We start from the raw sequence: 22,855 nt of genomic DNA, 5'->3' as shown, positions 1-22,855 counted from the left end.
CATTCCCGTAGGAGCGCGCTTGCCCGCGACAGGGCCAGGGCAGGCGCCACTGCAGTGTCTGTACCGACACCGTCGCGGGCAAGCGCGCTCCTACAGGTTTGGCGGTGTTAGGGGGGTTGTGTTCAGGCTGCTACGGACCTGGGGCAGCCGGCGCAGGCGTGGTGTCAGGAGCCTTCTGCGCTGGTGCTGCGCCCGCGACGGCAGCAGCCTGGGCCGACCTCGCTTCACGTTTTTTCATGTAGGCCTCGGTCCAGGTCACTGGCACGGGGGAAGTCCTCGGGCTGAATTTCTTGCTGTACGCGGAGTTCACCAGGCCGGATTTCTCCTGCTTGGTGTCAACGACTCCGGCGAGAATGTCATACAGCGTCAGCTTGCGGTCCGGCGCCTGACGACTCGGCACGCCGGGCAGCCCGGGTAAGGTCGGGTCGTTTTTGATCCTGTCACGCAGAACCGCTTCGGCATTTTTCGGATACCCCACCGCCTTCTCGATAGCCGGCAAGGACTGGTAATAACTCAACGCCTCCCGATAGAACTTCGACGCCTTGCCGGTTCGCACCTGCTCGATGGTCCCCTCGGCAATCGCGACCTTCTGCCAAGCGTCGTCCATCTTCTGCACCACATGCCACGCCGCCCGCCGCTCATTCTGGGTGAACATGCCGCTGTCGTCGTACACGACCGCGTTCAACTGCTCACGGGACAGATTATCGAAGGGACTCGTCGCATGCTTGTCACCTGCGATGGTTCTGGACACAAACTCGCTGGCCTTGCGGGCGCGGTCCAGCAGTGCGGGATCCTTGGTGTTCGGCACTTCCATCGCCCGGGTAAAACTGTTGGCGGTCTTGGTCTCCTGCAGAAACTCATTGACCCGCCCGACCCCGTACTTGCCCAGGTCATCGTGAGTCATCTGCGCCTCACGCTTCGCGGCACGGGCGGTGCTTTCGTTCAACTGATTGGCCAGCGTCGAGAAACTCGCCTTGTCGGTTGACGGTTTCGCGGTTTTATCCACAGCAAGCTGGTTGCTCTCCTGCTCCTGAGGCGGTGTAACGGCGGTGCCTGACATCCTGGCGACAACCGTCGCGGCGGCGGCTTGTATCTGACTGATCATTGGCGACTCCCTGGCAATGAGATGACAGGGGCCGATGCATCAGGTCCGGATAAACGCCCCCTCAGCGCGGGAAGCTAGGCGTGGTGCTGGTTGGTGACCAGCTGGGCAAACGGGCCTCTCTTTCGGATAAAGCGCCGCAGACGCTAGCGGTAAGCGCAATGATTCTGGAGGGAAGGGGTGATAAATTGAAAAATGGTGAACGTCGCGGATTGCCGCTGACGCTTGGGTGAAACGGTAAAAAATTAAACGAAATGTGAAATGAGGCACAAACGTCTGGTTAATGGCTAATCCTGAAGATCAATCACGCTCAAAACTCTCGATACGACTTCATTAGTTGTCGCGCGATCGAGGTTCTCGATGAACCCGGCCGATCCGTTTCGTACCCGATACTCAATATCAAAGGTTCGAACCTGATTACAAACCGCTACGCCATTGGTCTCATGCCCTGAAATCACCACGCAAAGCCCAGCCTCGCGGGAAAATGCTCCACCGCTTGTTACGGGAACCGCCATGCAAACCCCAAGCTCATTGATTTGCCGAGAGGTGATGACGATATATCGATGTCGATCTTTCATTTCCCGACCCGCCACCGGATTCGGATCAATCCAATAGATATCGCCTTGAGAAGGTGCCTTGCGACGAACCATTAAATGATTTCCCGTCCGATCGGGTCGCCTTCCCTTGCCCAGGCGGTTTCGCTATTGAGTTCGGCGACATGCTCGGCACCTTTCAACAACTCTGCAGCCGAGTAGCGCTTCCTGACCATCTGAGGGACTGGCTTAGCGATCAGTCCGCCCGCTTCAACGCTCAGTTCGACCTGAGACCCTATATCCAGATCCAGTAGTCTGAGAAAAGCAGGAGGAATGGTCATTACCGCCGCCCCGCCTTGCCTGCGAATAGTGGAGTTCATCGTCATCGTCTTTCTCTTTTCGACCATAGCCATTGCCTCACCTGACAGTGCTACAAAAGTAGCACCCGACACCGGCCTTTGCGATGAGCGAGGATAAGCGTCCAGCCTAATCAGCTGCGAAAGACCATCCAATGCGAAACGTCATTCCAGCCTTGTGGGAATTGGCTGAATCAACTCCCCAACAACCACCCCAACCCCATCTCCACATGCTCCTGAGTGCTGTCCACCAGCGGCAGCGGGCTTTGCACGCCTTCCAGCAGCAGGCCGATTTCGGTGCAGCCCAGAATGGCGGCCTGGGCACCCTGGTCGCGCAGTTGCTCTAGCACGCCCAGGTAGAAGTCGCGGGCGGGTTGGTGGAATTGGCCCAGGCACAGTTCGGCGAAGATCACGCGGTCGATTTCGGCCATGGCGTCGAGGCTGGGCAGCAGCGTTTCGATGCCGAAGCGGTCAGCCAGGCGGCGCTTGTAGAAGTCTTCCTGCATGGTGAAGCGGGTGCCCAGTAGCGCGGCGCGGGTGACGTCCCTGGCCTGTAGCGCCTGGCCGACGGCGTCGCCGATGTGCAGCAGGGGGATGTCGACGGCAGACTCGATGGCTGCCGCCACCTTATGCATGGTGTTCGTCGCCAGCAGGATCGCGCCGGCACCGGCGCGTTCGAGACCCCGGGAAGCCTCGGCCAGTCGTTCGCCTGCCAGGTCCCACTGGCCGGATTTCTGCAGCGCGGCGATGCCGGCGAAATCCACCGAGTGCAGCAGCAGCGGCGCCGAGTGCAGGCCTCCCAAGCGATTGCGGACGCCTTCGTTGAGCCATTTGTAATACGTCGCGGTGGATTCCCAACTCATTCCGCCCAGAACACCGAGGGTTTGCATAAGGTTCTCTCTGTTTTTATTGGCAACTCAGGCTAGGCCGATTGCCACGAGCAAGCCAGTAACAGAAGCGGCGCAAGCTGGCGGTACAGTCGTGGTCCACACTTGATATGCGGCCGCCCTGGCTCCATCTACCGCTCATTCGCCCTTATTCCGGTAACCATCATGTCCGAGCCCCTTGTCATCCCCTGCCCTCAGTGCAACGGCCTGAATCGCATCCCTGCCGACCGTCTGGGCGATGCGCCCAAGTGCGGTCGCTGCAAACAGCCGGTGCTGCTGAGCAAGCCGTTCAACCTCACCCAGGGCGACTACGCCAGCCAGATCAAGGGCGACCTGCCATTGCTGGTGGACGTGTGGGCGGACTGGTGCGGGCCGTGCAAATCCTTCGCGCCGACCTTCGAACAGGCCGCCGCTCAACTGCAAGGGCGCGTGCGCCTGGCCAAGCTGGACAGCGAAGCCAACCAGCAACTGTCAGCGCAATTGGGGATTCGTTCGATTCCCAGTCTGATCCTGTTCAGGAATGGCCGCGAAGTGGCGCGTCAGAGCGGTGCCATGCCCTTGCCTCAATTGACCGCCTGGCTGGCAAGCCAGGGCATCTGACAGCCTTTGCTGCACGGCTTGCAGTGCTTTCCTGTTTTGGCGGTAGGGCATTTCTGAAAGCGCTTTTCAGCCCTTCGCGGGCTGATTTCAGCGCCTAGGGTTAGCAGCTCACTGGTTAATCCGAGGCTGCGAACGATGACATGTGCAATCAGGGAAGGCGACTCGACCACCACAGGCGGCATTGTGCTGCAGACATCCGCGACGCTTTCGTGGGAGGACCGCCGGCTGGCCCGCATCGGCGACCCGGTATGGTGCGCCGCCTGCCGACAGGTCGGCTTCATCGCCCAAGGCAATCCGACGTTCATCGATCAGGTGGTGGCCATCGCCACCCACGATCAACTGGTGTGCTGTGGCTGCCCGTTCGGCGAGCACAGGCTGATCGCCAGCCAGGACCAGCTCAAGGCAGACATGCAGGCAGCGATCAACATCCCCAGGGATCAGGCAGAAAAAGCCCGCAGCCACGCCCGGCACTTGATGAAGACGATGCGTGGAGGCAAGGCGGCCTAGTCGCCGTTCACATGTCGGCGGTGTTGTCGCACCGCCGACATGGGCGCAATCAATGGTCGGTGTTGCTCTCAAGCAGATGGTGCAACTCGACGAACTGCTGGCTCAGCTTGTGCCGCGCGTCCAGGTGGATCAGCGGCAGGCTGGCCTGGTGCGACTCACGCATCTTCACCGAACTGTTGAGGTACACCGGCAGCACCGGCAGCCCTTCGGCGATCAGCTCGTCGAGCATCTGCTGGGGCAAGCTGGCGCGAGCCTGGAACTGGTTGACGATAATGCCTTCCACCTCCAGATCCTCGTTGTGATCTTCCTTGAGCTCCTCGATTTCCTTGAGCAGGCCATACAGCGCCTGACGGGAAAAGGTGTCGCAGTCGAAGGGAATCAACACTCGATCAGCAGCGATCAATGCCGAAACCGCGTAGAAGTTCAAGGCTGGCGGCGTATCCAGGTAGATACGGTCGTAGTCCTCGTCCAGTTCATCCAGCAGTTTTCGCAGCTTGTTGATCTTGTGCTTGGCCTCAAGCTTGGGCTGAAGGTCGGCAAGCTCCGCAGTCGCGGTGACCACATGCAGGTTGTCGAACGGGGTTTCGTAGATATCCACCTGGTTCTTCTTGGCGAACGGCCCCGATGACAGGCTTTGCTTGAAGAATTCGGCAATGCCCATGGGGATGTCTTCCCCGGTAAGACCCGTGAGGTAGTGCGTCGAGTTGGCCTGAGCGTCCAGGTCGATCAAGAGGGTCCGATACCCCTCGTTGGCGCTGACCGCCGCCAGATTGCAGGCGATGCTCGACTTGCCAACGCCGCCTTTCTGATTGAACACCACACGCCGCATTTCTTAACTCCCTGTTGCCGTCTTGCTGTGGAGGACCGCCGAGCGATCCGATGAATGGTCCCGAGTTTAGGCAATTGAGATAAGTCGGGCGAGCATCATGGAAAAATCTGACGACTGAGCGGACATATGATCCAGCCGCTCCAAAGCCTGCCACGACGCATCGTAATCCCTTTGCCCCGTATCAGTAGGAAAGATCTTAAGTAAGCACACTATTTGTTTCAGAGTTTGCCTCTGCGCATTGGCATCAGGATAATGCCCGCCACTCGGGAATGGCTCCCTGGGTCGGCTGCGCCTGCTGGCAAAAACCTCTGGCCCCGCCTGGCAGCATCAGCCTGTCGGCGAACACTCTACAAAGGTGACACCCATGATTCGCGCTCTGCTGGTGGCTTGCATGTTGTTTCTGAGCGCCTGCGCCAGCCACGCCCCGCTGCCTGCACAAATCCCGCATATCAAGTTCCCGGTTCAACTGCACGTGCAGCGCGAACAGGCCGGCCAGCGTCAGGACTGGACCCTACAGGCGCAGAAAGAACGCCACGGCCTGCGCTTTTCCCTCACGGACCCGCTGGGCATGCCGGTAGCCCGCCAGCTATTGCACGAAGAAACCTGGAAGGCCGATGGTTTGCCGCCCAACCCTGAAGCCCGCGAGCTGTTCGCGGCTGTGCTGTTCGCGCTGACGTCCGAAGAGGAAGTGCGCTTCGACTACCCCGGCGTGCAACTGCTGCCCCATGGCCGCACCCTGGATGAGCGCTGGCGGGTCGACTACGCCTCCGAAGGCATTTTCCGGCTCACGCTTGAGGGTGGCGAGTTGAAATACATTGTCAGCCCATTGCAGGGCAAGGCGTCCAAATGACCGCGATAACGTAGGGCGCCCTCACCCCGCCTTGCGCGTCACCAGCTCTACGAACGCCTTGGCCATGGGTGATTTCTGATCCTTGCGCTGCACCAGCCATACCGCCGATGTCGCCTCGGGGTCGAGCAACGTGCGGTAGACCACCCCTTCGATACGCATCCGCTGATAGGACGCTGGCAGCACCGTCACCCCCAGCCCAGCCGCCACCAGGCCGATGATGGTCATCGCCTCGCCCGCTTCCTGGGTGAACAACGGGCTGAATCCCGCCTCTCGCGCCAAGCTCAGCAACTGCGCATACAGGCCACTGCCGTAGCTGCGCGGAAAGAACACGAACGGTTCGCTCGCCAGCTCCTTGAGGTACAGGCCATTGTCGCTGCCCGTGGCCAATGGATGATCCGAACGCAGAATCGCCACCAACGGCTCACGCAACAATTCCACCGCCACCAGTGAATCCGGCAGGGGCAATGGCCGCATGATGCCGACCTGCATCGACTCCTCCTCCAGCCTATCGGCCACTTCCTTGCTGCTCATTTCCTGAAGCGCCAGATGCACGGCAGGATAGCGCTGGCGAAAGGCAAAAATCGCCTGGGGAATGCTGGAGGTGAACGGTGCCGACGCGGTAAAGCCGATCTTCAGTTCGCCCAGTTCACCCAACTGCGCGCGCCGGGCGACGTCCGAGGCTTTTTCCACCTGCGCCAGCACGAGACGCGCTTCGTCCAGAAACAGCCGCCCTGCCTCGCTCAGTTCCACTCGTCGGTTGGTTCGCTCGAACAGCCGTGCCCCTAACTCCTGTTCGAGCGCCTGAATCTGCTGGCTCAGCGGTGGCTGCGAAATACCGAGAGACTCGGCAGCCCGGCCAAAATGCAGCTCTTCGGCCACCGCGATGAAGTAGCGCAGGTGTCGTAATTCCATGGAAATCCTATTAGGTCGTGAAACCTATCAAACAGGTCGAACAATATATTGGAAGGAATCGTTAGCTGGCTATATTCTTTTTCTCATCGCCGCTTCATCCCTGAGGTTCTCCGTGAATACTGCTGCATCCCCCGCCGCGTCCGCGCCTGACTCGATCAACGCCGCCATCCCGCTGGGTGATACCTACATCGAAAAAGACACCCCGGCCTTCATGCGCACCGTGCTCGCGCTGTTTGCCGGCGGCTTCGCGACTTTTGCCCTGCTCTACTGCGTGCAGCCGATGATGCCGATGCTGTCCCACGAGTTCTCGATCAATGCGGCCCAGAGTAGCCTGATCCTCTCGGTGGCCACCGCCATGCTCGCCATCGGCCTGCTCATCACCGGCCCGATTTCCGATCGTCTCGGACGCAAATCGGTGATGGTGTTCGCGCTGTTCTCCGCCGCATTTTTCACCATCGCCAGCGCCTTCATGCCGACCTGGGAAGGCATCTTGCTCACACGGGCGCTGGTGGGGCTTTCGCTGAGCGGCCTGGCCGCCGTGGGAATGACCTACCTCAGCGAGGAGATCCACCCGCAGCACATCGGCCTGGCCATGGGCCTGTACATCGGCGGCAACGCCATCGGCGGCATGAGCGGACGCTTGATCACCGGGGTGCTGAGCGACTTCGTCAGTTGGCACACCTCACTCATGATCATGGGCCTGATCGCCCTGGGCGCTGCCAGCCTGTTCTGGAAATTCCTGCCGCCGTCCCGCAACTTCCGTCCTCGCCCGCTCAATGCCCGCAGCCTGCTGGAAGGTTTCGTCCTGCAATTTCGCGACGCCGGCCTGCCGTGGCTGTTCCTCGAAGGCTTCCTGCTGATGGGCGCCTTCGTGACACTGTTCAACTACATCGGTTACCGCCTGCTGGCTGATCCCTACAACCTCAGCCAGGCAGTGGTCGGGCTGTTCTCGGTGGTCTACCTGTCGGGCATCTACAGCTCGGCGAAAATCGGCGCCCTGGCCGACAAACTCGGCCGTCGCAACGTGCTGTGGGCGGTGATCGTGCTGATGCTGGCGGGCCTTGCGCTGACGATGTTCACCCCGTTGACCGTCGTGGTCATCGGCGTGCTGATGTTCACCTTCGGCTTCTTCGGCGCCCACTCCGTGGCCAGCAGCTGGATCGGCCGCCGGGCCATCAAGGCAAAGGGTCAGGCCTCCTCGCTGTACCTGTTCAGCTACTACGTCGGCTCCAGCGTCGCCGGCACCGGCGGTGGCATGTTCTGGCACTACGCGGGCTGGAACGGGATCGGCGTGTTCATCGGCATCCTGCTGCTGGTGGCCCTGGGCGCAGCGCTGAAGCTGACGAAGGTGAAGCCGTTGGCGGTGAACATTCAGGCTTAGTCACACCGCCGGGCCTTGCTCGTAACCGCCGATCCCTACTTCAGTTTCCAGGCATCCTGCCAGTCGGAGCCTGTTCCGGGACCATAGTGATGAGGGCTTTGCTTGCACCAGCCCGATGCAGGGAACGGCAGGCACTCGTAGACCTTGCCGTCGGCCGGCTGCAGGACAGTGGTGCCGGCGGTGTAGGTATCGATGTCTTGCGGGTAAACCGCGTCGTATCCCTGGCCACCACCTTCGCCGGTCAGGGTGAGATTCTCCAGAGCCTGGCGCGTGGTACGCCCGTCTGGGGTGACCCCGGTCAGCTTGATCTGGTGCTGGCCCGGCTCGCTGAGCAAGGCAATGTCGAGCGTCGCGCTGCCAGGTTCGAACGCACGGGTGACAGCACCGACAGGTTTGTGTGAAGCGTCGAAAACCGTGGCTTCGATGTTCATGCTGCGGTTGCCGGTCACGACCAGTGGCAGCGTTGCTCGTCCCTTGACCAGCTCCAGGTCCTGGCTGACGGGCTGGATGTTCAGTTCGGCCTGGGCATCCTCCACCAGATCCATCTGCAGTTCATACCGGTTCACGCCGCTTTCCTGTTTGGCGTAGAGGTTGTTGGCGCCCCTGACAGGAGCGATGGTGCCGTCTTCGCCCCGCACGCCTGCCCGTACCAGTGTGTGCGCTTCATTGAGTTGCCGCGCAAGGTTGAATGACCAGTTCCCGGGCTTGCCGTCTTCTGCGCTGGCGATGGTGATCTGCGAGCTGAACTCGGCGCTCTCGCCCTCACCGGTCATGGCCCGGACCTTGACCTTGTCACCGCCCCACAATTCATCCCGAGGCGTGATGTTGCCCACCGGTCTCCAGCCATCCGGCGCCTCCGCCTCGGCGACAATGTTCACATCGAGCACGTTATGAAACGCGCCTCCCGTGTCATGGACGGTCCAGATACCGAGGATGACGTGATGGCCGCTGCGATCCGAGGGTAGTTCACAGCTGTGTTTCTCCCGGGCAGGCCCCTCGCTGCCCGGCGGCTGATCCGTGGGTAAGCGGCCACCCGCATCGATGACACAGAAAGGGGTAAGGGCGAACGAGCTGCGTGCCAGTTCGGCGTTGGGATTCCAGCCGTTCTGGGTGATGAAGTATTCGTACTTGGTAGCAGGGTGAGTCGCCTTGTAATACCAGTCAAAGGCGACGCTGCGATCCTTGATTTCGGTCTTGTGCCAGCGGGTGGCGGACTGGACATCCAGCGCTGCAAACCTGGAAATCGCGCCGCTGGCGATCTTGCCGTCGGGCACGCCCGTGGCGGGAAAGCCCTTGTCCGTTTCACCTACGCTTTGCGGCTCGTACTGTGCACCCCCGCACTCCTTGTTGAGTCCCTTCTGACAGAGCAATGCCCGGGAAGGAGGGTCATTCAGATAACCGTGGGCAGCGGCATATCGCGGCGATGCCAGCGTAGCTAAAATGGCGAGAGAGGTGACTCCAAGTGACGCAATGGTGAGCTTCGACATCATTCATTCATCCTGTCTGAATTCTTAAACGTCCGTCCGTGAACGACCTGACCAAGTCTATGCGCATGATTTTTTTTTGATGTAGGAATGCTTCCCGCTAATTTGAGAGGACATTCGCCAAATGTTGACAGCGAAGTTACCGACCACCTGAGCGCCCAGACGTGGAACACGCAGACACAAAAACGCCCGGCAATGACCGGGCGTTTTCACATCTGAGCTTTAGCGCTTACTGGTGATACTTCGCCGAGAACTCGTGCACAGCCTCGATGAAGGCACCGGCATTGGCCGGGTCCACTTCGGGGGTGATGCCGTGGCCGAGGTTGAAGACGTGGCCGGTGCCGCTGCCGTAGCTGGCCAGGATGTTGGAGACTTCCTGACGGATGGCTTCCGGGCGGGCGTAGAGCACGGTGGGGTCCATGTTGCCTTGCAGGGCGACCTTGTTGCCGACGCGGCGGCGGGCTTCGCCGATGTCGCAGGTCCAGTCCAGGCCCAGTGCGTCGGCGCCAGCGTCGGCGATGCTTTCCAGCCACAGGCCGCCGCCTTTGGTGAAGAGGATCACCGGGACCTTGCGGCCGTCGTGTTCGCGGATCAGGCCGCTGACGATCTTGCGCATGTAGGCCAGGGAGAATTCCTGGTACGCCGCCGCCGAGAGGCTGCCGCCCCAGCTGTCGAAGATCTGCACCGCTTGCGCACCCGCCAGGATCTGGCCGTTCAGGTAAGAGGTGACCGATTGCGCCAGTTTATCCAGCAGCAGGTGCATGGCCTGCGGGTTGTCGTAGAGCATGGCCTTGGACTTGCGAAAATCCTTGGAGGAGCCGCCTTCGACCATGTAGGTCGCCAGGGTCCAGGGGCTGCCGGAGAAGCCGATCAGCGGTACGCGGCCGTTGAGTTCACGGCGAATGGTACTGACCGCGTCCATCACGTAGCCCAGGTCTTTCTGCGCATCCGGGATCGGCAGCGCTTCGATGTCGGCCAGGGTGGTGACGGTTTTCTTGAAACGCGGGCCTTCGCCGGTCTCGAAGTACAGGCCAAGGCCCATGGCATCGGGAACGGTGAGAATGTCAGAGAACAGGATCGCGGCATCCAGTGGATAGCGCTCAAGGGGCTGCAACGTGACTTCGCAGGCGAACTCCGGGTTCTTGCACAGGCTCATGAAATCCCCGGCCTTGGCGCGGCTGGCGCGGTATTCCGGGAGGTAGCGACCGGCCTGACGCATCATCCATACGGGGGTGACGTCTACGGGTTGCTTGAGCAGGGCGCGAAGGAAACGGTCGTTCTTCAGGGCAGTCATGGCGAAATCCGCTAAAAAAGTGCGCGCATTTTCTCAGACACCAACGCAAAAGGCACGGTAAGTACCGTGCCTTTTGTCTATGGGGGCGATTTGTCGCAGAACCGCAACGGATAACTGTAGGAGCGCGCTTGCCCGCGATGCATTAACCCAGACACAAAAAGGGTGTCTGATACACCGTAATCGCGGGCAAGCGCGCTCCTACAAAACCATCAGACGCCCAGGTAGTCCAGGATGCCTTCAGCCGCATTGCGGCCTTCGAAGATCGCGGTCACTACCAGGTCCGAACCGCGGACCATGTCGCCGCCGGCGAAGATCTTCGGGTTGCTGGTCTGGTGCTTGAACTTGCCTTGCTCGGGCGCCACGACGCGGCCCTGGCTGTCCATCTCGATGCCGTACTGCTCGAACCACGGCGCCGGGCTTGGGCGGAAGCCGAACGCGATGACCACGGCATCGGCCGGGATGATCTCTTCGGAACCCGGAATCGGCTCGGGGCTGCGGCGGCCGCGGGCATCGGGCTCACCCAGACGCGTCTCGACCACCTTCACGCCTTCAACCTTGTCTTCACCGACGATGGCGATTGGCTGGCGGTTGTAGAGGAACTTCACGCCTTCTTCCTTGGCGTTCTTCACTTCCTTGCGCGAACCCGGCATGTTTTCTTCGTCGCGACGATAGGCGCAGGTCACCGCCTTGGCGCCCTGACGGATCGATGTGCGGTTGCAGTCCATCGCGGTGTCGCCACCGCCCAGTACCACGACCTTCTTGCCTTTCATGTCGACGAAATCTTCCGGCGACTTTTCAAAGCCCAGGTTGCGGTTGACGTTGGCGATCAGGAAGTCCAGCGCATCGTGCACGCCCGGCAGGTCTTCGCCCGGGAAACCACCTTTCATGTAGGTGTAGGTGCCCATGCCCATGAACACGGCATCGAACTCGGTCAGCAGTTGCTCGACGCTGATGTCCTTGCCGACTTCGATATTGAGGCGGAACTCGATACCCATGCCGGTGAAGACTTCGCGGCGGTTGCTCAGCACGCTCTTCTCGAGCTTGAACTCAGGAATACCGAAGGTCAGCAGACCACCGATTTCCGGGTTCTTGTCGAACACCACCGGTGTCACGCCGCCACGCACCAGCACGTCGGCGCAGCCCAGGCCCGCCGGGCCGGCACCGATGATCGCCACGCGCTTGCCGGTCGGCACAACGCGGGACATGTCCGGACGCCAGCCCATGGCGAATGCGGTGTCGGTGATGTACTTCTCGACCGAACCGATGGTCACCGCGCCGAAGCCGTCGTTGAGGGTGCACGCACCTTCGCACAGACGATCCTGCGGGCACACGCGGCCGCAGACTTCCGGCAGGGTGTTGGTCTGGTGGGACAGCTCGGCGGCGGCGAGGATGTTGCCCTCCGACACCAGCTTGAGCCAGTTGGGAATGAAGTTATGCACAGGGCATTTCCATTCACAGTACGGGTTACCGCAACCCAGGCAGCGGTGGGCCTGGTCGGCCGACTGCTGGGGTTTGAAGGGTTCGTAGATCTCCACGAACTCTTTCTTGCGTTGACGCAACAGTTTCTTCTTCGGATCTTTGCGCCCGACATCGATGAACTGGAAGTCGTTACTGAGACGTTCAGCCATTCTCTTCAACCTCTTGAAGCAGCCTCAAGCTGCAAGCCCCAAGCTATAAGCTTGAAGCGATCAAATTTATTTCCGACACCGCGTACCGCTTTGGCTTGCAGCTTGAAGCTTGTCGCTTGAAGCTGCCGCCAGGATTTATTGCGGGTTGGCGCGTGTACTCGACAGCAAGGACTTGAGGTTGGCGGCCTTGGGCTTGACCAGCCAGAAGCGGCGCAGGTAGTCATCCAGGTTTTCCCAGAGGTTACGGCCCCACTCGCTGTCGGTTTCCGCCACATACTCGGCCAGCACGCGCTCCAGGTGGCTGCGATAGGCTTCCATCGCTTCGCCGCTGATGCGCTGGATTTCCACCAGTTCGTGGTTGACCCGGTCAACGAAGGTGTTGTCCTGGTCGAGCACGTAGGCGAAACCGCCGGTCATGCCGGAACCGAAGTTGTAGCCGGTCTTGCCCAGTACGCAGATGAAACCGCCGGTCATGTATTCGCAGCAGTGGTCGCCCGTGCCTTCTACTACGGCGTGGGCGCCAGAGTTACGCACACCGAAACGCTCGCCTGCGGTGCCAGCGGCGAACAGCTTGCCGCCGGTTGCGCCGTACAGGCAGGTGTTGCCGATGATGGCGCTGTCCTGGGTTTTGAATGGGCTGCCTTTTGGCGGCACGATCACCAGCTTGCCTGCGGTCATGCCTTTGCCGACGTAGTCGTTGGCGTCGCCTTCCAGGTACATGTTCAGGCCACCGGCGTTCCACACGCCGAAGCTCTGGCCAGCGGTGCCCTTGAAGCGGAAGGTCACCGGGGCGTCTTTCATGCCCTGGTTGCCATGCAGCTTGGCGATTTCACCGGAAATACGCGCGCCGATGGAACGGTCGCAGTTACAGATTTCCAGCTCGTACTCGCCACCGGACTTGGACTCGATGGCCGCCTTGGCCATTTCGACCATCTTCTCGGCCAGCAGGCCCTGGTCGAATGGCGGGTTGCGCTCGACGCCACAGAACTGTGGTTTGTCCGCAGGCACGTGGTCGCTGCCCAACAGAGGGGTCAGGTCCAGGTGCTGCTGCTTGGCGGTCTCGCCCGGCAGGATGTCCAGCAGGTCGGTACGGCCGATCAGTTCTTCGAGCGAACGCACGCCCAGTTTGGCCAGCCACTCGCGGGTTTCTTCGGCCACGTAGGTGAAGAAGTTGATCACCATGTCGACGGTGCCGATGTAGTGATCCTTGCGCAGCTTGTCGTTCTGGGTCGCAACGCCGGTGGCGCAGTTGTTCAGGTGGCAGATGCGCAGGTATTTGCAGCCCAGGGCGATCATTGGCGCGGTGCCGAAGCCGAAGCTCTCGGCGCCGAGGATGGCTGCCTTGATGACGTCCAGGCCGGTTTTCAGACCACCGTCGGTCTGTACCCGGACCTTGCCGCGCAGGTCGTTGCCGCGCAGGGTCTGGTGGGTTTCGGCCAGGCCGATTTCCCACGGGGCGCCCGCGTATTTGATCGACGACAGTGGCGATGCACCGGTGCCGCCGTCATAGCCGGAAATGGTGATCAGGTCGGCGTAAGCCTTGGCCACACCGGCGGCGATGGTGCCGACGCCTGCTTCGGCCACCAGCTTGACCGATACCAGTGCCGACGGGTTGACCTGCTTGAGGTCGAAAATCAGCTGCGACAGGTCTTCGATCGAGTAGATGTCGTGGTGCGGCGGCGGCGAGATCAGGGTCACACCCGGCACTGCGTAGCGCAGCTTGGCGATCAGGCCGTTGACCTTGCCACCTGGCAATTGACCACCCTCGCCCGGCTTGGCGCCCTGGGCGACCTTGATCTGCAGCACGTCGGCGTTGACCAGATACTCAGGCGTCACACCGAAGCGACCGGTGGCGATCTGCTTGATCTTGGAGCTGCGGATGGTGCCGTAGCGTGCAGGATCTTCACCGCCCTCACCGGAGTTGGAGCGCGCGCCCAGGCGGTTCATCGCCTCGGCCAGCGCTTCGTGGGCTTCCGGCGACAGCGCGCCCAGGGAGATGCCAGCCGAGTCGAAGCGCTTGAGGATCGCTTCCAGCGGCTCGACTTCGTCCAGGCTCATCGGGGTTTCCAGTTCCTTGACCTTGAACAGGTCGCGGACCATCGACACCGGACGGGTGTCCACCAGCGCGGTGTATTCCTTGAACTTGGCGTAGTCGCCCTGCTGCACGGCGGCTTGCAGGGTCGCGACCACGTCAGGGTTGTAGGCGTGGTATTCGCCACCGTAGACGAACTTCAGCAGGCCGCCTTGCTGGATCGGCTTGCGCGGGCTCCAGGCTTCAGAGGCCAGTGCCTTCTGCTCGTCTTCGAGGTCGACGAAACGCGCGCCCTTGATGCGGCTCGGCACGCCACGGAAGCTCAGGTCGCAGACTTCCTCGGACAGGCCGATGGCCTCGAACAGTTGCGCACCGCGGTACGAGCCGATGGTCGAGATACCCATCTTCGACAGGATCTTGAGCAGGCCCTTGGTGATGCCTTTGCGGTAGTTCTTGAAGACTTCATACAGATCGCCCAGCACTTCGCCGGTGCGGATCAGGTCGCCCAACACTTCGTAGGCCAGGAACGGATAGACCGCCGACGCACCGAAGCCGATCAGCACGGCGAAGTGATGCGGGTCACGGGCGGTCGCGGTTTCGACCAGGATGTTGCTGTCGCAGCGCAGGCCTTTTTCGGTCAGGCGGTGGTGCACCGCGCCGGTGGCCAGGGATGCGTGGATCGGCAGCTTGCCCGGCGCGATGTGGCGGTCGGACAGGACGATCTGGGTCCGGCCGCTGCGCACCGCTTCTTCGGCCTGATCGACAACATTGCGCAGTGCGGCTTCAAGGCCGGTGGCTTCGTCGTAGTTCAGGTCGATGATGGCGCGGTCGAAACCTTCACGCTCAAGGTTCATCAGCGCGCGCCACTTGGCAGGCGAGATGACCGGCGAGCTGAGGATCACGCGGGAAGCGTGCTCAGGGGATTCCTGGAAGATGTTGCGCTCGGCACCCAGGCAGACTTCCAGCGACATGACGATGGCTTCACGCAGCGGGTCGATCGGCGGGTTGGTGACCTGCGCGAACTGCTGGCGGAAGTAGTCGTACGGCGTACGCACACGACGCGACAGCACGGCCATTGGCGTGTCGTCACCCATGGAGCCCACGGCTTCCTGGCCTTGCTCGCCCAGCGGACGCAGCACCTGGTCGCGCTCTTCGAACGTGACCTGGAACATCTTCATGTACTGCTTGAGCTGATCGGGGTTGTAGAACGCCGAACCGTGGTCATGGTCTTCCAGGGTCGCCTGGATGCGCAGCGCGTTCTTGCGCAGCCACTGCTTGTACGGGTGCCGCGACTTCAGACGGCTGTCGATGGCGTCGGTGTCGAGGATCTGGCCGGTTTCGGTGTCCACGGCGAAGATCTGGCCTGGGCCCACACGGCCCTTGGCGATGACGTCTTCGGGGGTGTAGTTCCACACGCCGATTTCCGACGCCAGGGTGATGTAGCCGTTCTTGGTGGTGACCCAGCGCGCCGGACGCAGACCGTTACGGTCGAGCAGGCAGACCGCGTGGCGACCTTCGGTCATCACGATACCGGCCGGGCCGTCCCACGGCTCCATGTGCATGGAGTTGAATTCATAGAACGCGCGCAGATCCGGGTCCATGGTCTCGACGTTCTGCCACGCAGGCGGCACCAGCATGCGCACGCCACGGAACAGGTCGATGCCGCCGGTGACCATCAGCTCGAGCATGTTGTCCATGCTGGAGGAGTCCGAGCCCACGCGGTTGACCAGCGGGCCGAGTTGCTCCAGGTCCATCAAGTCGTTGGTGAACTTGGTGCGACGGGCCTGGGCCCAGTTGCGGTTACCGGTGATGGTGTTGATCTCGCCGTTGTGGGCGAGGAAGCGGAAAGGCTGGGCCAGCGGCCATTTCGGCAGGGTGTTGGTCGAGAAGCGCTGGTGGAACACGCAGATCGCGGTACGCAGGCGCTCGTCGCTGAGGTCTGGATAGAATGCCGTGAGGTCACGCGGCATCATCAGGCCTTTATAGATGATGGTCTTGTGCGAGAAGCTGCAGATGTAGTGGTCGGTGTCGGCGGCATTGGCAACCGACGAACGGCGACGGGCACTGAACAGCTTGATCGCGAATTCCTGATCGCTCAGGCCTTCACCGCCGATGAACACCTGCTCGATCTTCGGCAGGCGCTCCAGCGCCAGACGGCCCAGGACGCTGGTGTCGATGGGCACCTGGCGCCAGCCGATCAGGGTCAGGCCTTCGGCGAGGATTTCGCGGTTCATGTTCTCGCGGGCAGCTTCGGCGCGGGCGTCATCCTGATTGAGGAACACCATGCCCACGCAGTACTGGCGCGGCAGCTCGACACCGAAGTGCTCGGTGGCCACGGCGCGCAGGAACATGTCGGGTTTTTGCATCAACAGGCCGCAACCGTCACCGGTCTTGCCGTCGGCGTTGATCCCACCACGGTGGGTCATGCAGGTCAGGGCTTCAATAGCCGTCTGCAACAGGTGATGACTGGGCTCGCCTTGCATATGGGCGATCAGGCCGAAACCACAGTTATCCTTGAATTCTTCCGGACGATACAGACCTGCTTTCATAGACACGTTCTCACCAGGCTGCCTCTTAACGAGGCAAATTTCTTTTCAATTCAGCCATTTACCGTCCACGCTGAACGTACGCCAGCTTTGCGGGAGCAAAAGGGAGGTCATTGTACACACCGACACAAAGCCCCACAAATTTAACGACGAAACGTCGCAAATTCATGTCGCAATTATGAAAGGTTTTAAGTCGATTCTCGTGGTAGCCAGAGCTTTGTTGCGAGTCTGACTAAAGAGAGCCCGAAATTCAATGCGTGCCTGAGACGCAGACACCGCAAGGCGCGCTGCTCATTGGCAGCACGCTCATGCGCGATTTTCGGGGGAGCCAACAGAGCGACCCGGGTAGGGTCGCTGACTAATCAGCGAGCTGCGGCGAGTTCCTGTTGGATACTGCCGACAGTACGAGGCCAAGGTTTACCAGCCTGAACCTTCGCTGGCAAGTTCTTGATGGCGGAGAGCGCTGCGTTGCGGTCGGCAAAACTGCCGTAGGTGACCACGTACAGCGGCTTGCCTTGCAGGGTTTTCTTGAAGTAGCGGTACTCGGCGCCTTGCTCTTTCACGTAGCTCTGAGCGGTAGCTTCGGAGCTGGTGCCAAGAATCTGGACCACGTAATGGCCAGGTGCCTGACCCGAGTACCAGCCACCGCCAGCAGGCGCTGCAGCGGCGGCTGCTGGCTTCTCGGCAGGCTTGGCTGCCGGCTTGGCGGTCGCGACCTGAGTCGGCGCTGGCGCAGGCTTGGCGGCCGGTGCCGGGGCTGGAGCAGGTTTGGCAGCCGGCGCGGCCGGGGCCGGACGCGGGGTCGGAACCGGCGTTTGCGCCATGGTCGGAGCAGGGCTTGCGGTGGCGCCTTGTGGCGGTGCGGTGGTGGTGACGGTTGGCGGTTGCAGCGGCTGGTTGGCAGCCGGGCCGCCGTCTTCGCCATCACCCTCGCCCGAGCCAGCTGCCTCGGCCAGGGGACCGCGCATGACAGGCTGCGAGTTGCCGACCAACGGTAGCGGCATCGGCTGCGAATTACCGGCGAACTCGATGGCCGGGCCACCGTTGTTCGACTGCTGCGCAGGTGCCTGACCCTGCCCCAGAGGCAGTTGCGCCTGGGAATTGGCCGGCGCCGTCGGTGCGTTGCCGCGACCTGGAATCAGCACCGCAGCCAGCACGGCCGCAGCCACTACCCCACCCAGAGCCAACACATATTTCTTGGACATCTTGAACCCCATACTTGGACGCTTGACCGCAGAGCGGCTGGCGATCATGGCTTCGATCATCGAGTCGCGCGCGACCTGGTTGATCGCGCCCGGCCATCCATTGGACTGTTCGTGAATATCGGCAATCTGCTCGGCACTGAACACTTCAATGCCCTGGCCTGCACCTTCAAGGCGCTGGGCCAGATATTCACGGGTTTCTTCTTCGGTGTACGGAGCCAGCTCGATCACGTGGAAGCGTTCGCCCTCCACGCCACTCTCGGAGCACAGCTGATCCAGACGATCGATGATCGAGGCCTCGCCGAACAGGAAGACATGCGGACGCCCTTCAGGCGTGCCCGCTGCCAATTCCAACAACGCTTCGAGTGCGGATTCGCCGAGTTGTTCGGCATCGTCCACCAGGATGTAGACTTCCTGGCCGGTCAGGGCCAGTTGCACGACCTGGGAAAGGATCGGACGCATTTCCGGCTGCACGACGTTGAGCGCTTGCGCCACCTGACGCAGTACCCCAGAGGCATCGCCTGCGCCGCGGGCCGACACCACCACGCTTTGCACCGACTGCTTGTTGGTGCTGGCGACCAGCGCCTGGCGCAGCAGGGTCTTGCCGCTGCCGTGAGGGCCGGTCACCAGGAGCAGCAGCTCGCTGTAGCGCGCCAGGTGATGCAGTTGCCCCAGCACGGGCTTGCGCTGGGCCGGGAAGAATTTAAAGCCGGGGACCCGCGTGGCAAATGGGTCATGACTCAACTGGTAATGACCGAGGAAGGCCTCATCGGCGTGCAAACTAGTCATGGATTTATCATTAACCTCTAAGCTGATCCACCAAGGCGCGGTAGTCCGCAACCAATGTGGCCTGTAGTACTTCTCTTGGATATTCGTCAGTCACCACTGCCTCGCCCATACGGCGCAACAGCACCAGACGCAGGCGACCGTCGATCACTTTTTTATCAACTGCCATGTGCTCGAGGAAATGCTCAGGCGTCATGTCTTCAGGCGGAACCACCGGCAGGCCGGCGCGCTGAAACAGACGGATACCACGATCTCGTTCCTGCTCGCTGATCCAGCCAAGGCGCGCCGACATCTCCAGCGCCATGACCGTACCCGCCGCAACCGCTTCGCCATGCAGCCAGACACCGTAGCCCATGTGGGTTTCAATGGCATGGCCGAAGGTATGGCCCAGGTTCAAGGTTGCACGCACGCCGGATTCACGCTCGTCGGCACCCACCACCGCAGCCTTGGCCGCACAGGAGCGTTCGATGGCCGTGGTCAGCGTGGCCTGGTCCAGGCCGCGCAGCTTGTCCATGTTCTCTTCGAGCCAGGTCAGGAACGGCTCGTCGCAAATCAGCCCGTACTTGATGACCTCGGCCAGCCCCGCCGACAACTCGCGCGCTGGCAGCGTGTTCAGCGAAGTGGTGTCGATCAGCACGGCGTTGGGCTGGTAGAAGGCACCGACCATGTTCTTACCCAGCGGATGGTTGATGCCGGTCTTGCCGCCCACCGAAGAATCCACCTGGGAAAGCAGTGTGGTCGGAACCTGGATGAAATCCACTCCGCGCTGATAACAGGCAGCGGCAAAACCGGCCATGTCCCCAATCACACCGCCGCCCAGGGCGATCACGGTGGTGCGGCGGTCATGGCGCGCGGTCAGCAGGGCGTCGAAGATGGTTTGCAGGGTTTCCCAGTTCTTGAAGGCTTCGCCATCGGGCAGCACGATCGGCAGCACGTTGAAGCCCGCCAGCGCCCGGGTCAGGCGCGCCATGTACAGCGGCGCGACCGTGGCATTGGAAACGATCGCTACCTGCTTGCCGGCGATATAGGGCGTTAGCAGTTCAGGCCGATCCAGCAAGCCTTCGCCAATGTGGATTGGGTAGCTACGTTCGCCAAGCTCGACCTTGAGTGTCTGCATGTGTCCCCACAATGTACTAACAATTGGATGCCAGGGTCCGTGCGCAACAGCGTCAACAGGACCTGGGCGCAAGACCGCTGGGCGGTCCTGCTTTTTATGGTCGCCGAGGATAGCGCATTTCCGTCTGTGCTTTAACGGGGAGGAAGCTCGGCCAACAGCGCGAGGATGTCAAGAACGACCATCCGGGGCGGCCGCTCGTCGGTCTCGATGATGACGTCGGCGATTTCCCGGTACAGCGGATCGCGTATCGCCAGCAGGTCGCGCAACACCCGGGCCGGGTCTGCGGTACGCAACAATGGCCGATTGCGATCACGGGACGTGCGCCCCACTTGCTGTTCCACCGAAGCATGCAGATACACCACGCGCCCGCCGGCATGCAGCGCCCGGCGGTTTTCTTCGCGCATGACCGCGCCGCCACCGGTTGCCAGCACCACGCCGTCAAACGCGCAGAGCTCTTCAATCATGGCTTGTTCGCGATCCCGAAAGCCCGCCTCACCTTCCTTGTCGAAGATCCACGGGATATTGGCACCCGTACGCAGCTCGATTTCCTTGTCAGAATCCTTGAAGGGCAGTCGGAGCTCTTTGGCCAGCAAGCGACCGATGGTGCTTTTGCCAGCCCCCATCGGTCCCACAAGTATTAAATTTCGCACAGAATCAACGACTCACAGCAATCGCCTGGTTGTTCATGATACGCGGAGTGAGGAACACCAGAAGCTCGGATTTGCTTTGAGTGACCACATCTCGACGGAAAAGGCGGCCAACATACGGCACATCGCCCAAAAATGGCACCTTGTCGACGACTTTATTCTGCGTATTGGAGAACACGCCACCGATCACGACGGTTTCGCCGTCGGAAACCAGCACCTTGGCGTTGACCTCGTTCTTCTTGATCGGCGGCACGCCCAGCACGGTATTCACGTAGTCAGGCTCATCCTTGGTGACCTTGACCTCCATGATGATCCGGTTGTCCGGGGTGATCTGCGGCGTCACTTCGAGCGACAGCGAAGCCTCTTTGAAGGATACCGACGTCGCACCGCTGGAACTGGCTTCCTGATACGGCACTTCCGTACCTTTCAGGATTTTCGCGGTTTCCTTGTCCGAGGTGACGACCTTGGGCTGGGAAACCACTTCGCCGTTACCGGTCTTCTCCATGGCGCTGAGCTCGAGGTCCAGGATCGTGTTGTTGGTCAGGAAACCCAGGCCGATGGAGGATGTCGGGTCGCTGACACCCAGGTCCACGAACGGGCCGTTGGTATTGCCAGCACCGGTCACCGTGCCGCTGCCACCTGTGGTGAAGTTGCCTTTGCTGCTGGAACCGCCCCAACGCACGCCCAGGGACTTGTCGTAATCGACGTTGGCCTCGACGATGCGCGCCTCGATCATCACCTGGCGTACCGGGATGTCCAGTTGGGAAACGATGCGACGCAGTTCGTCCAGGCGATCCTGGGTCTGGTAGGCAATGATGTTGTTGGTCCGCTCATCGACGGTGATAGAGCCGCGTTCGTCGGTCTTCGCCTCGTTACTGGTCACCGACTGGAACAGCTTGGCGATGTCGGCAGCCTTGGCGTAGTTGACCTGCAACAGCTCGCGGCGCAATGGCGCAAGCTCCGAGATCTGCTTGAGCGACTCCAGTTCCTGACGCTCGCGGGCGGCGATTTCGTCGGCCGGCGCCACCAGCAGTACGTTGCCGACCTTGCGTTTGTCCAGGCCCTTGGTCTTGAGCACCAGGTCCAGTGCCTGATCCCACGGCACGTTCTGCAGGCGCAAGGTGATGCCGCCCTGAACGGTGTCACTGGCCACCAGGTTGAGGTTGGTGAAGTCGGCGATCAGTTGCAGCACCGAGCGCACGTCGATGTCCTGGAAGTTCAGCGACAGCTTCTCGCCGGTGTACACCAGTTTTTCCGCATTGCGACGTTCGAGGTCTTCGTTGGTCAACGGACGGACGCTGATGGTCAGCTTGTTGTCGGTCTGGTACGCCGAGTAATCGAAGGCGCCGGACGGCTCGATGGAAATGCTGGTCTTGTCGCCGGTCACGCTGGAATTGACGTATTGCACCGGGGTCGCGAAATCCTTGACGTCCAGCCGCACGCGCAGCGGGTCGGGCAGCTGGGTGCGAGCGAAATCGACGCGGATCTTGCCGCCCTGCTCCTGGATGTCCGGGGCAATGCTCGGGTCGCTCAACTCGATGACCACGTTGCCTTCACCCAGCTCGCCGCGCTGGAAGTCGACGTTCCTGACCGAGCGCGGACCCGGGGCGTAGGACCGCGGGGCGGGCTTGGCCTGGGCCTGGGCCTGGACTTGGGATTGAGCCGACGGCGGCGTGCTCACACGCGGCGCGCCCTGGGCGGTGCTGGGTTGCGAGCCCTGGGCAGCCGCTGCGCCCTGGCCGACGACCACGAACAGGTTGTTGCCATCGACCCGCGAACTGTACGGCGCGAGGGTGGTGAGGTTGATGATGACACGGGTGCGATCCTTGGCCTCGACCACCACCACGCTGTGGGCGTTGCCCGAGCCCAGGTCGCGGCTCTTGGTCTGCAGCTGGCTGGTCACGCCCGGCAGGTCCAGCGCAATGCGCGCCGGCTGCTCGGTGGTATAGCCGCGCGGGGCCGCCACCGGACCGTCGAAGGACAGTTTCAATTCGACCCGATCCCCCGGCAATGCGGCGACATCGAGCGTCTTGAGGTTGGCCGCCTGGAGAATCGGTGAAAGCATCGCCATCCCTAGCGACACGCCGATAATCGAAAGAATCCTAGTCATGTTCACATTCCACCACTGTGCAGATCCGAAGGTGTATCGCTTGCTTGTCGTC

Annotated in this window: 18 protein-coding genes; 4 read left to right on the top strand and 14 right to left on the bottom strand. The window is 61.5% G+C overall.

Going from position 1 to position 22,855, the window contains the following annotated elements; genetic code table 11:
- Window positions 1-130: 130 nt before the first annotated feature.
- From ACIPO9_RS05100 to ACIPO9_RS05085, 4 genes are all read right to left on the bottom strand, one after another.
- Window positions 131-1,105 (bottom strand): hypothetical protein, encoded by a 975-nt coding sequence (locus tag ACIPO9_RS05100; protein ID WP_400779149.1) that lies wholly within the window; start codon window positions 1,103-1,105, stop codon window positions 131-133.
- A 284-nt stretch (window positions 1,106-1,389) separates the two neighbouring features.
- Window positions 1,390-1,752 carry a type II toxin-antitoxin system PemK/MazF family toxin gene (locus ACIPO9_RS05095; RefSeq protein ID WP_400779147.1) on the bottom strand — a complete coding sequence of 121 codons (363 nt, stop codon included), beginning with the start codon at window positions 1,750-1,752 and terminating at the stop codon, window positions 1,390-1,392.
- Window positions 1,752-2,048 carry an AbrB/MazE/SpoVT family DNA-binding domain-containing protein gene (locus ACIPO9_RS05090; RefSeq protein ID WP_400605732.1) on the bottom strand — a complete coding sequence of 99 codons (297 nt, stop codon included), beginning with the start codon at window positions 2,046-2,048 and terminating at the stop codon, window positions 1,752-1,754. The genes ACIPO9_RS05095 and ACIPO9_RS05090 overlap by 1 nt, the downstream gene beginning before the upstream one ends.
- 137 nt (window positions 2,049-2,185) lie before the next feature.
- Window positions 2,186-2,881 carry an aspartate/glutamate racemase family protein gene (locus ACIPO9_RS05085; protein WP_274131784.1) on the bottom strand — a complete coding sequence of 232 codons (696 nt, stop codon included), beginning with the start codon at window positions 2,879-2,881 and terminating at the stop codon, window positions 2,186-2,188.
- Between the two features lie 162 nt (window positions 2,882-3,043).
- On the opposite strand from ACIPO9_RS05085, the gene trxC reads away from it, so the two are divergent.
- On the top strand, window positions 3,044-3,478 hold the full coding sequence (trxC, locus tag ACIPO9_RS05080) for a thioredoxin TrxC (RefSeq protein ID WP_400779146.1): 435 nt from the start codon (window positions 3,044-3,046) through the stop codon (window positions 3,476-3,478).
- A 135-nt stretch (window positions 3,479-3,613) separates the two neighbouring features.
- Window positions 3,614-3,985 carry a PAAR domain-containing protein gene (locus ACIPO9_RS05075; protein WP_400605736.1) on the top strand — a complete coding sequence of 124 codons (372 nt, stop codon included), beginning with the start codon at window positions 3,614-3,616 and terminating at the stop codon, window positions 3,983-3,985.
- A 49-nt stretch (window positions 3,986-4,034) separates the two neighbouring features.
- Here the strand turns inward: ACIPO9_RS05075 and ACIPO9_RS05070 are convergent, their stop codons facing one another.
- Entirely contained in the window at window positions 4,035-4,814 is a 780-nt protein-coding gene (locus ACIPO9_RS05070; protein ID WP_274131787.1) for a ParA family protein, read from the bottom strand.
- Between the two features lie 364 nt (window positions 4,815-5,178).
- Between ACIPO9_RS05070 and ACIPO9_RS05065 the strand changes: the two genes are divergently transcribed.
- On the top strand, window positions 5,179-5,664 hold the full coding sequence (locus tag ACIPO9_RS05065) for a hypothetical protein (protein ID WP_274131788.1): 486 nt from the start codon (window positions 5,179-5,181) through the stop codon (window positions 5,662-5,664).
- Between the two features lie 21 nt (window positions 5,665-5,685).
- On the opposite strand, the gene ACIPO9_RS05060 is transcribed toward ACIPO9_RS05065, so the two are convergent.
- The gene (locus ACIPO9_RS05060; protein ID WP_400779145.1) at window positions 5,686-6,576 is read right to left on the bottom strand and encodes a LysR substrate-binding domain-containing protein; all 891 of its coding nucleotides are present in this window, start codon (window positions 6,574-6,576) and stop codon (window positions 5,686-5,688) included.
- A 112-nt stretch (window positions 6,577-6,688) separates the two neighbouring features.
- On the opposite strand from ACIPO9_RS05060, the gene ACIPO9_RS05055 reads away from it, so the two are divergent.
- On the top strand, window positions 6,689-7,957 hold the full coding sequence (locus ACIPO9_RS05055; protein ID WP_400779143.1) for an MFS transporter: 1,269 nt from the start codon (window positions 6,689-6,691) through the stop codon (window positions 7,955-7,957).
- A gap of 35 nt (window positions 7,958-7,992) precedes the next feature.
- On the opposite strand, the gene ACIPO9_RS05050 is transcribed toward ACIPO9_RS05055, so the two are convergent.
- From ACIPO9_RS05050 to pilQ, 8 genes are all read right to left on the bottom strand, one after another.
- Window positions 7,993-9,447 (bottom strand): lytic polysaccharide monooxygenase, encoded by a 1,455-nt coding sequence (locus ACIPO9_RS05050; protein WP_400779142.1) that lies wholly within the window; start codon window positions 9,445-9,447, stop codon window positions 7,993-7,995.
- 223 nt (window positions 9,448-9,670) lie between these two features.
- A complete protein-coding gene (gene hemE, locus ACIPO9_RS05045; protein WP_400779140.1) occupies window positions 9,671-10,735 on the bottom strand; it encodes a uroporphyrinogen decarboxylase in 1,065 nt (354 codons plus the stop codon).
- 209 nt (window positions 10,736-10,944) lie between these two features.
- Window positions 10,945-12,363: an FAD-dependent oxidoreductase gene (locus ACIPO9_RS05040; RefSeq protein ID WP_400779138.1), complete on the bottom strand. Its 1,419-nt coding sequence runs from the start codon at window positions 12,361-12,363 to the stop codon at window positions 10,945-10,947.
- A gap of 135 nt (window positions 12,364-12,498) precedes the next feature.
- Complete coding sequence (gltB, locus tag ACIPO9_RS05035) at window positions 12,499-16,944, bottom strand: glutamate synthase large subunit (protein ID WP_400605749.1); 4,446 nt, start codon at window positions 16,942-16,944, stop codon at window positions 12,499-12,501.
- A 359-nt stretch (window positions 16,945-17,303) separates the two neighbouring features.
- On the bottom strand, window positions 17,304-18,932 hold the full coding sequence (locus tag ACIPO9_RS05030; protein ID WP_274131800.1) for an SPOR domain-containing protein: 1,629 nt from the start codon (window positions 18,930-18,932) through the stop codon (window positions 17,304-17,306).
- A 10-nt stretch (window positions 18,933-18,942) separates the two neighbouring features.
- Window positions 18,943-20,046: a 3-dehydroquinate synthase gene (gene aroB, locus ACIPO9_RS05025; RefSeq protein ID WP_400779136.1), complete on the bottom strand. Its 1,104-nt coding sequence runs from the start codon at window positions 20,044-20,046 to the stop codon at window positions 18,943-18,945.
- A gap of 131 nt (window positions 20,047-20,177) precedes the next feature.
- Window positions 20,178-20,696, bottom strand: coding sequence for a shikimate kinase AroK (gene aroK / locus ACIPO9_RS05020; RefSeq protein ID WP_274131804.1), 519 nt, complete (start codon window positions 20,694-20,696; stop codon window positions 20,178-20,180).
- 4 nt (window positions 20,697-20,700) lie between these two features.
- Window positions 20,701-22,803 (bottom strand): type IV pilus secretin PilQ, encoded by a 2,103-nt coding sequence (pilQ, locus tag ACIPO9_RS05015; RefSeq protein ID WP_274131806.1) that lies wholly within the window; start codon window positions 22,801-22,803, stop codon window positions 20,701-20,703.
- Window positions 22,804-22,855 lie beyond the last annotated feature (52 nt).

Source organism: Pseudomonas sp. NPDC090203, from assembly GCF_044746765.1.
In the GTDB taxonomy this organism is placed as follows: domain Bacteria; phylum Pseudomonadota; class Gammaproteobacteria; order Pseudomonadales; family Pseudomonadaceae; genus Aquipseudomonas; species Aquipseudomonas putida_AD.
The sequence above is the reverse complement of the archived record's forward strand: the minus strand, read 5'-3'. Positions and strand labels throughout refer to the sequence as shown.

Bases quoted from the DNA above. Each gene is read 5' to 3' on its own strand.
- ACIPO9_RS05100 (WP_400779149.1), bottom strand. From the start codon at position 1,105: ATGATCAGTCAGATACAAGCCGCCGCCGCGACGGTTGTCGCCAGGATG.
- ACIPO9_RS05095 (WP_400779147.1), bottom strand. From the start codon at position 1,752: ATGGTTCGTCGCAAGGCACCTTCTCAAGGCGATATCTATTGGATTGAT.
- ACIPO9_RS05090 (WP_400605732.1), bottom strand. From the start codon at position 2,048: ATGGCTATGGTCGAAAAGAGAAAGACGATGACGATGAACTCCACTATT.
- ACIPO9_RS05085 (WP_274131784.1), bottom strand. From the start codon at position 2,881: ATGCAAACCCTCGGTGTTCTGGGCGGAATGAGTTGGGAATCCACCGCG.
- trxC (WP_400779146.1), top strand. From the start codon at position 3,044: ATGTCCGAGCCCCTTGTCATCCCCTGCCCTCAGTGCAACGGCCTGAAT.
- ACIPO9_RS05075 (WP_400605736.1), top strand. From the start codon at position 3,614: ATGACATGTGCAATCAGGGAAGGCGACTCGACCACCACAGGCGGCATT.
- ACIPO9_RS05070 (WP_274131787.1), bottom strand. From the start codon at position 4,814: ATGCGGCGTGTGGTGTTCAATCAGAAAGGCGGCGTTGGCAAGTCGAGC.
- ACIPO9_RS05065 (WP_274131788.1), top strand. From the start codon at position 5,179: ATGATTCGCGCTCTGCTGGTGGCTTGCATGTTGTTTCTGAGCGCCTGC.
- ACIPO9_RS05060 (WP_400779145.1), bottom strand. From the start codon at position 6,576: ATGGAATTACGACACCTGCGCTACTTCATCGCGGTGGCCGAAGAGCTG.
- ACIPO9_RS05050 (WP_400779142.1), bottom strand. From the start codon at position 9,447: ATGATGTCGAAGCTCACCATTGCGTCACTTGGAGTCACCTCTCTCGCC.
- hemE (WP_400779140.1), bottom strand. From the start codon at position 10,735: ATGACTGCCCTGAAGAACGACCGTTTCCTTCGCGCCCTGCTCAAGCAA.
- ACIPO9_RS05040 (WP_400779138.1), bottom strand. From the start codon at position 12,363: ATGGCTGAACGTCTCAGTAACGACTTCCAGTTCATCGATGTCGGGCGC.
- gltB (WP_400605749.1), bottom strand. From the start codon at position 16,944: ATGAAAGCAGGTCTGTATCGTCCGGAAGAATTCAAGGATAACTGTGGT.
- ACIPO9_RS05030 (WP_274131800.1), bottom strand. From the start codon at position 18,932: ATGACTAGTTTGCACGCCGATGAGGCCTTCCTCGGTCATTACCAGTTG.
- aroB (WP_400779136.1), bottom strand. From the start codon at position 20,046: ATGCAGACACTCAAGGTCGAGCTTGGCGAACGTAGCTACCCAATCCAC.
- pilQ (WP_274131806.1), bottom strand. From the start codon at position 22,803: ATGACTAGGATTCTTTCGATTATCGGCGTGTCGCTAGGGATGGCGATG.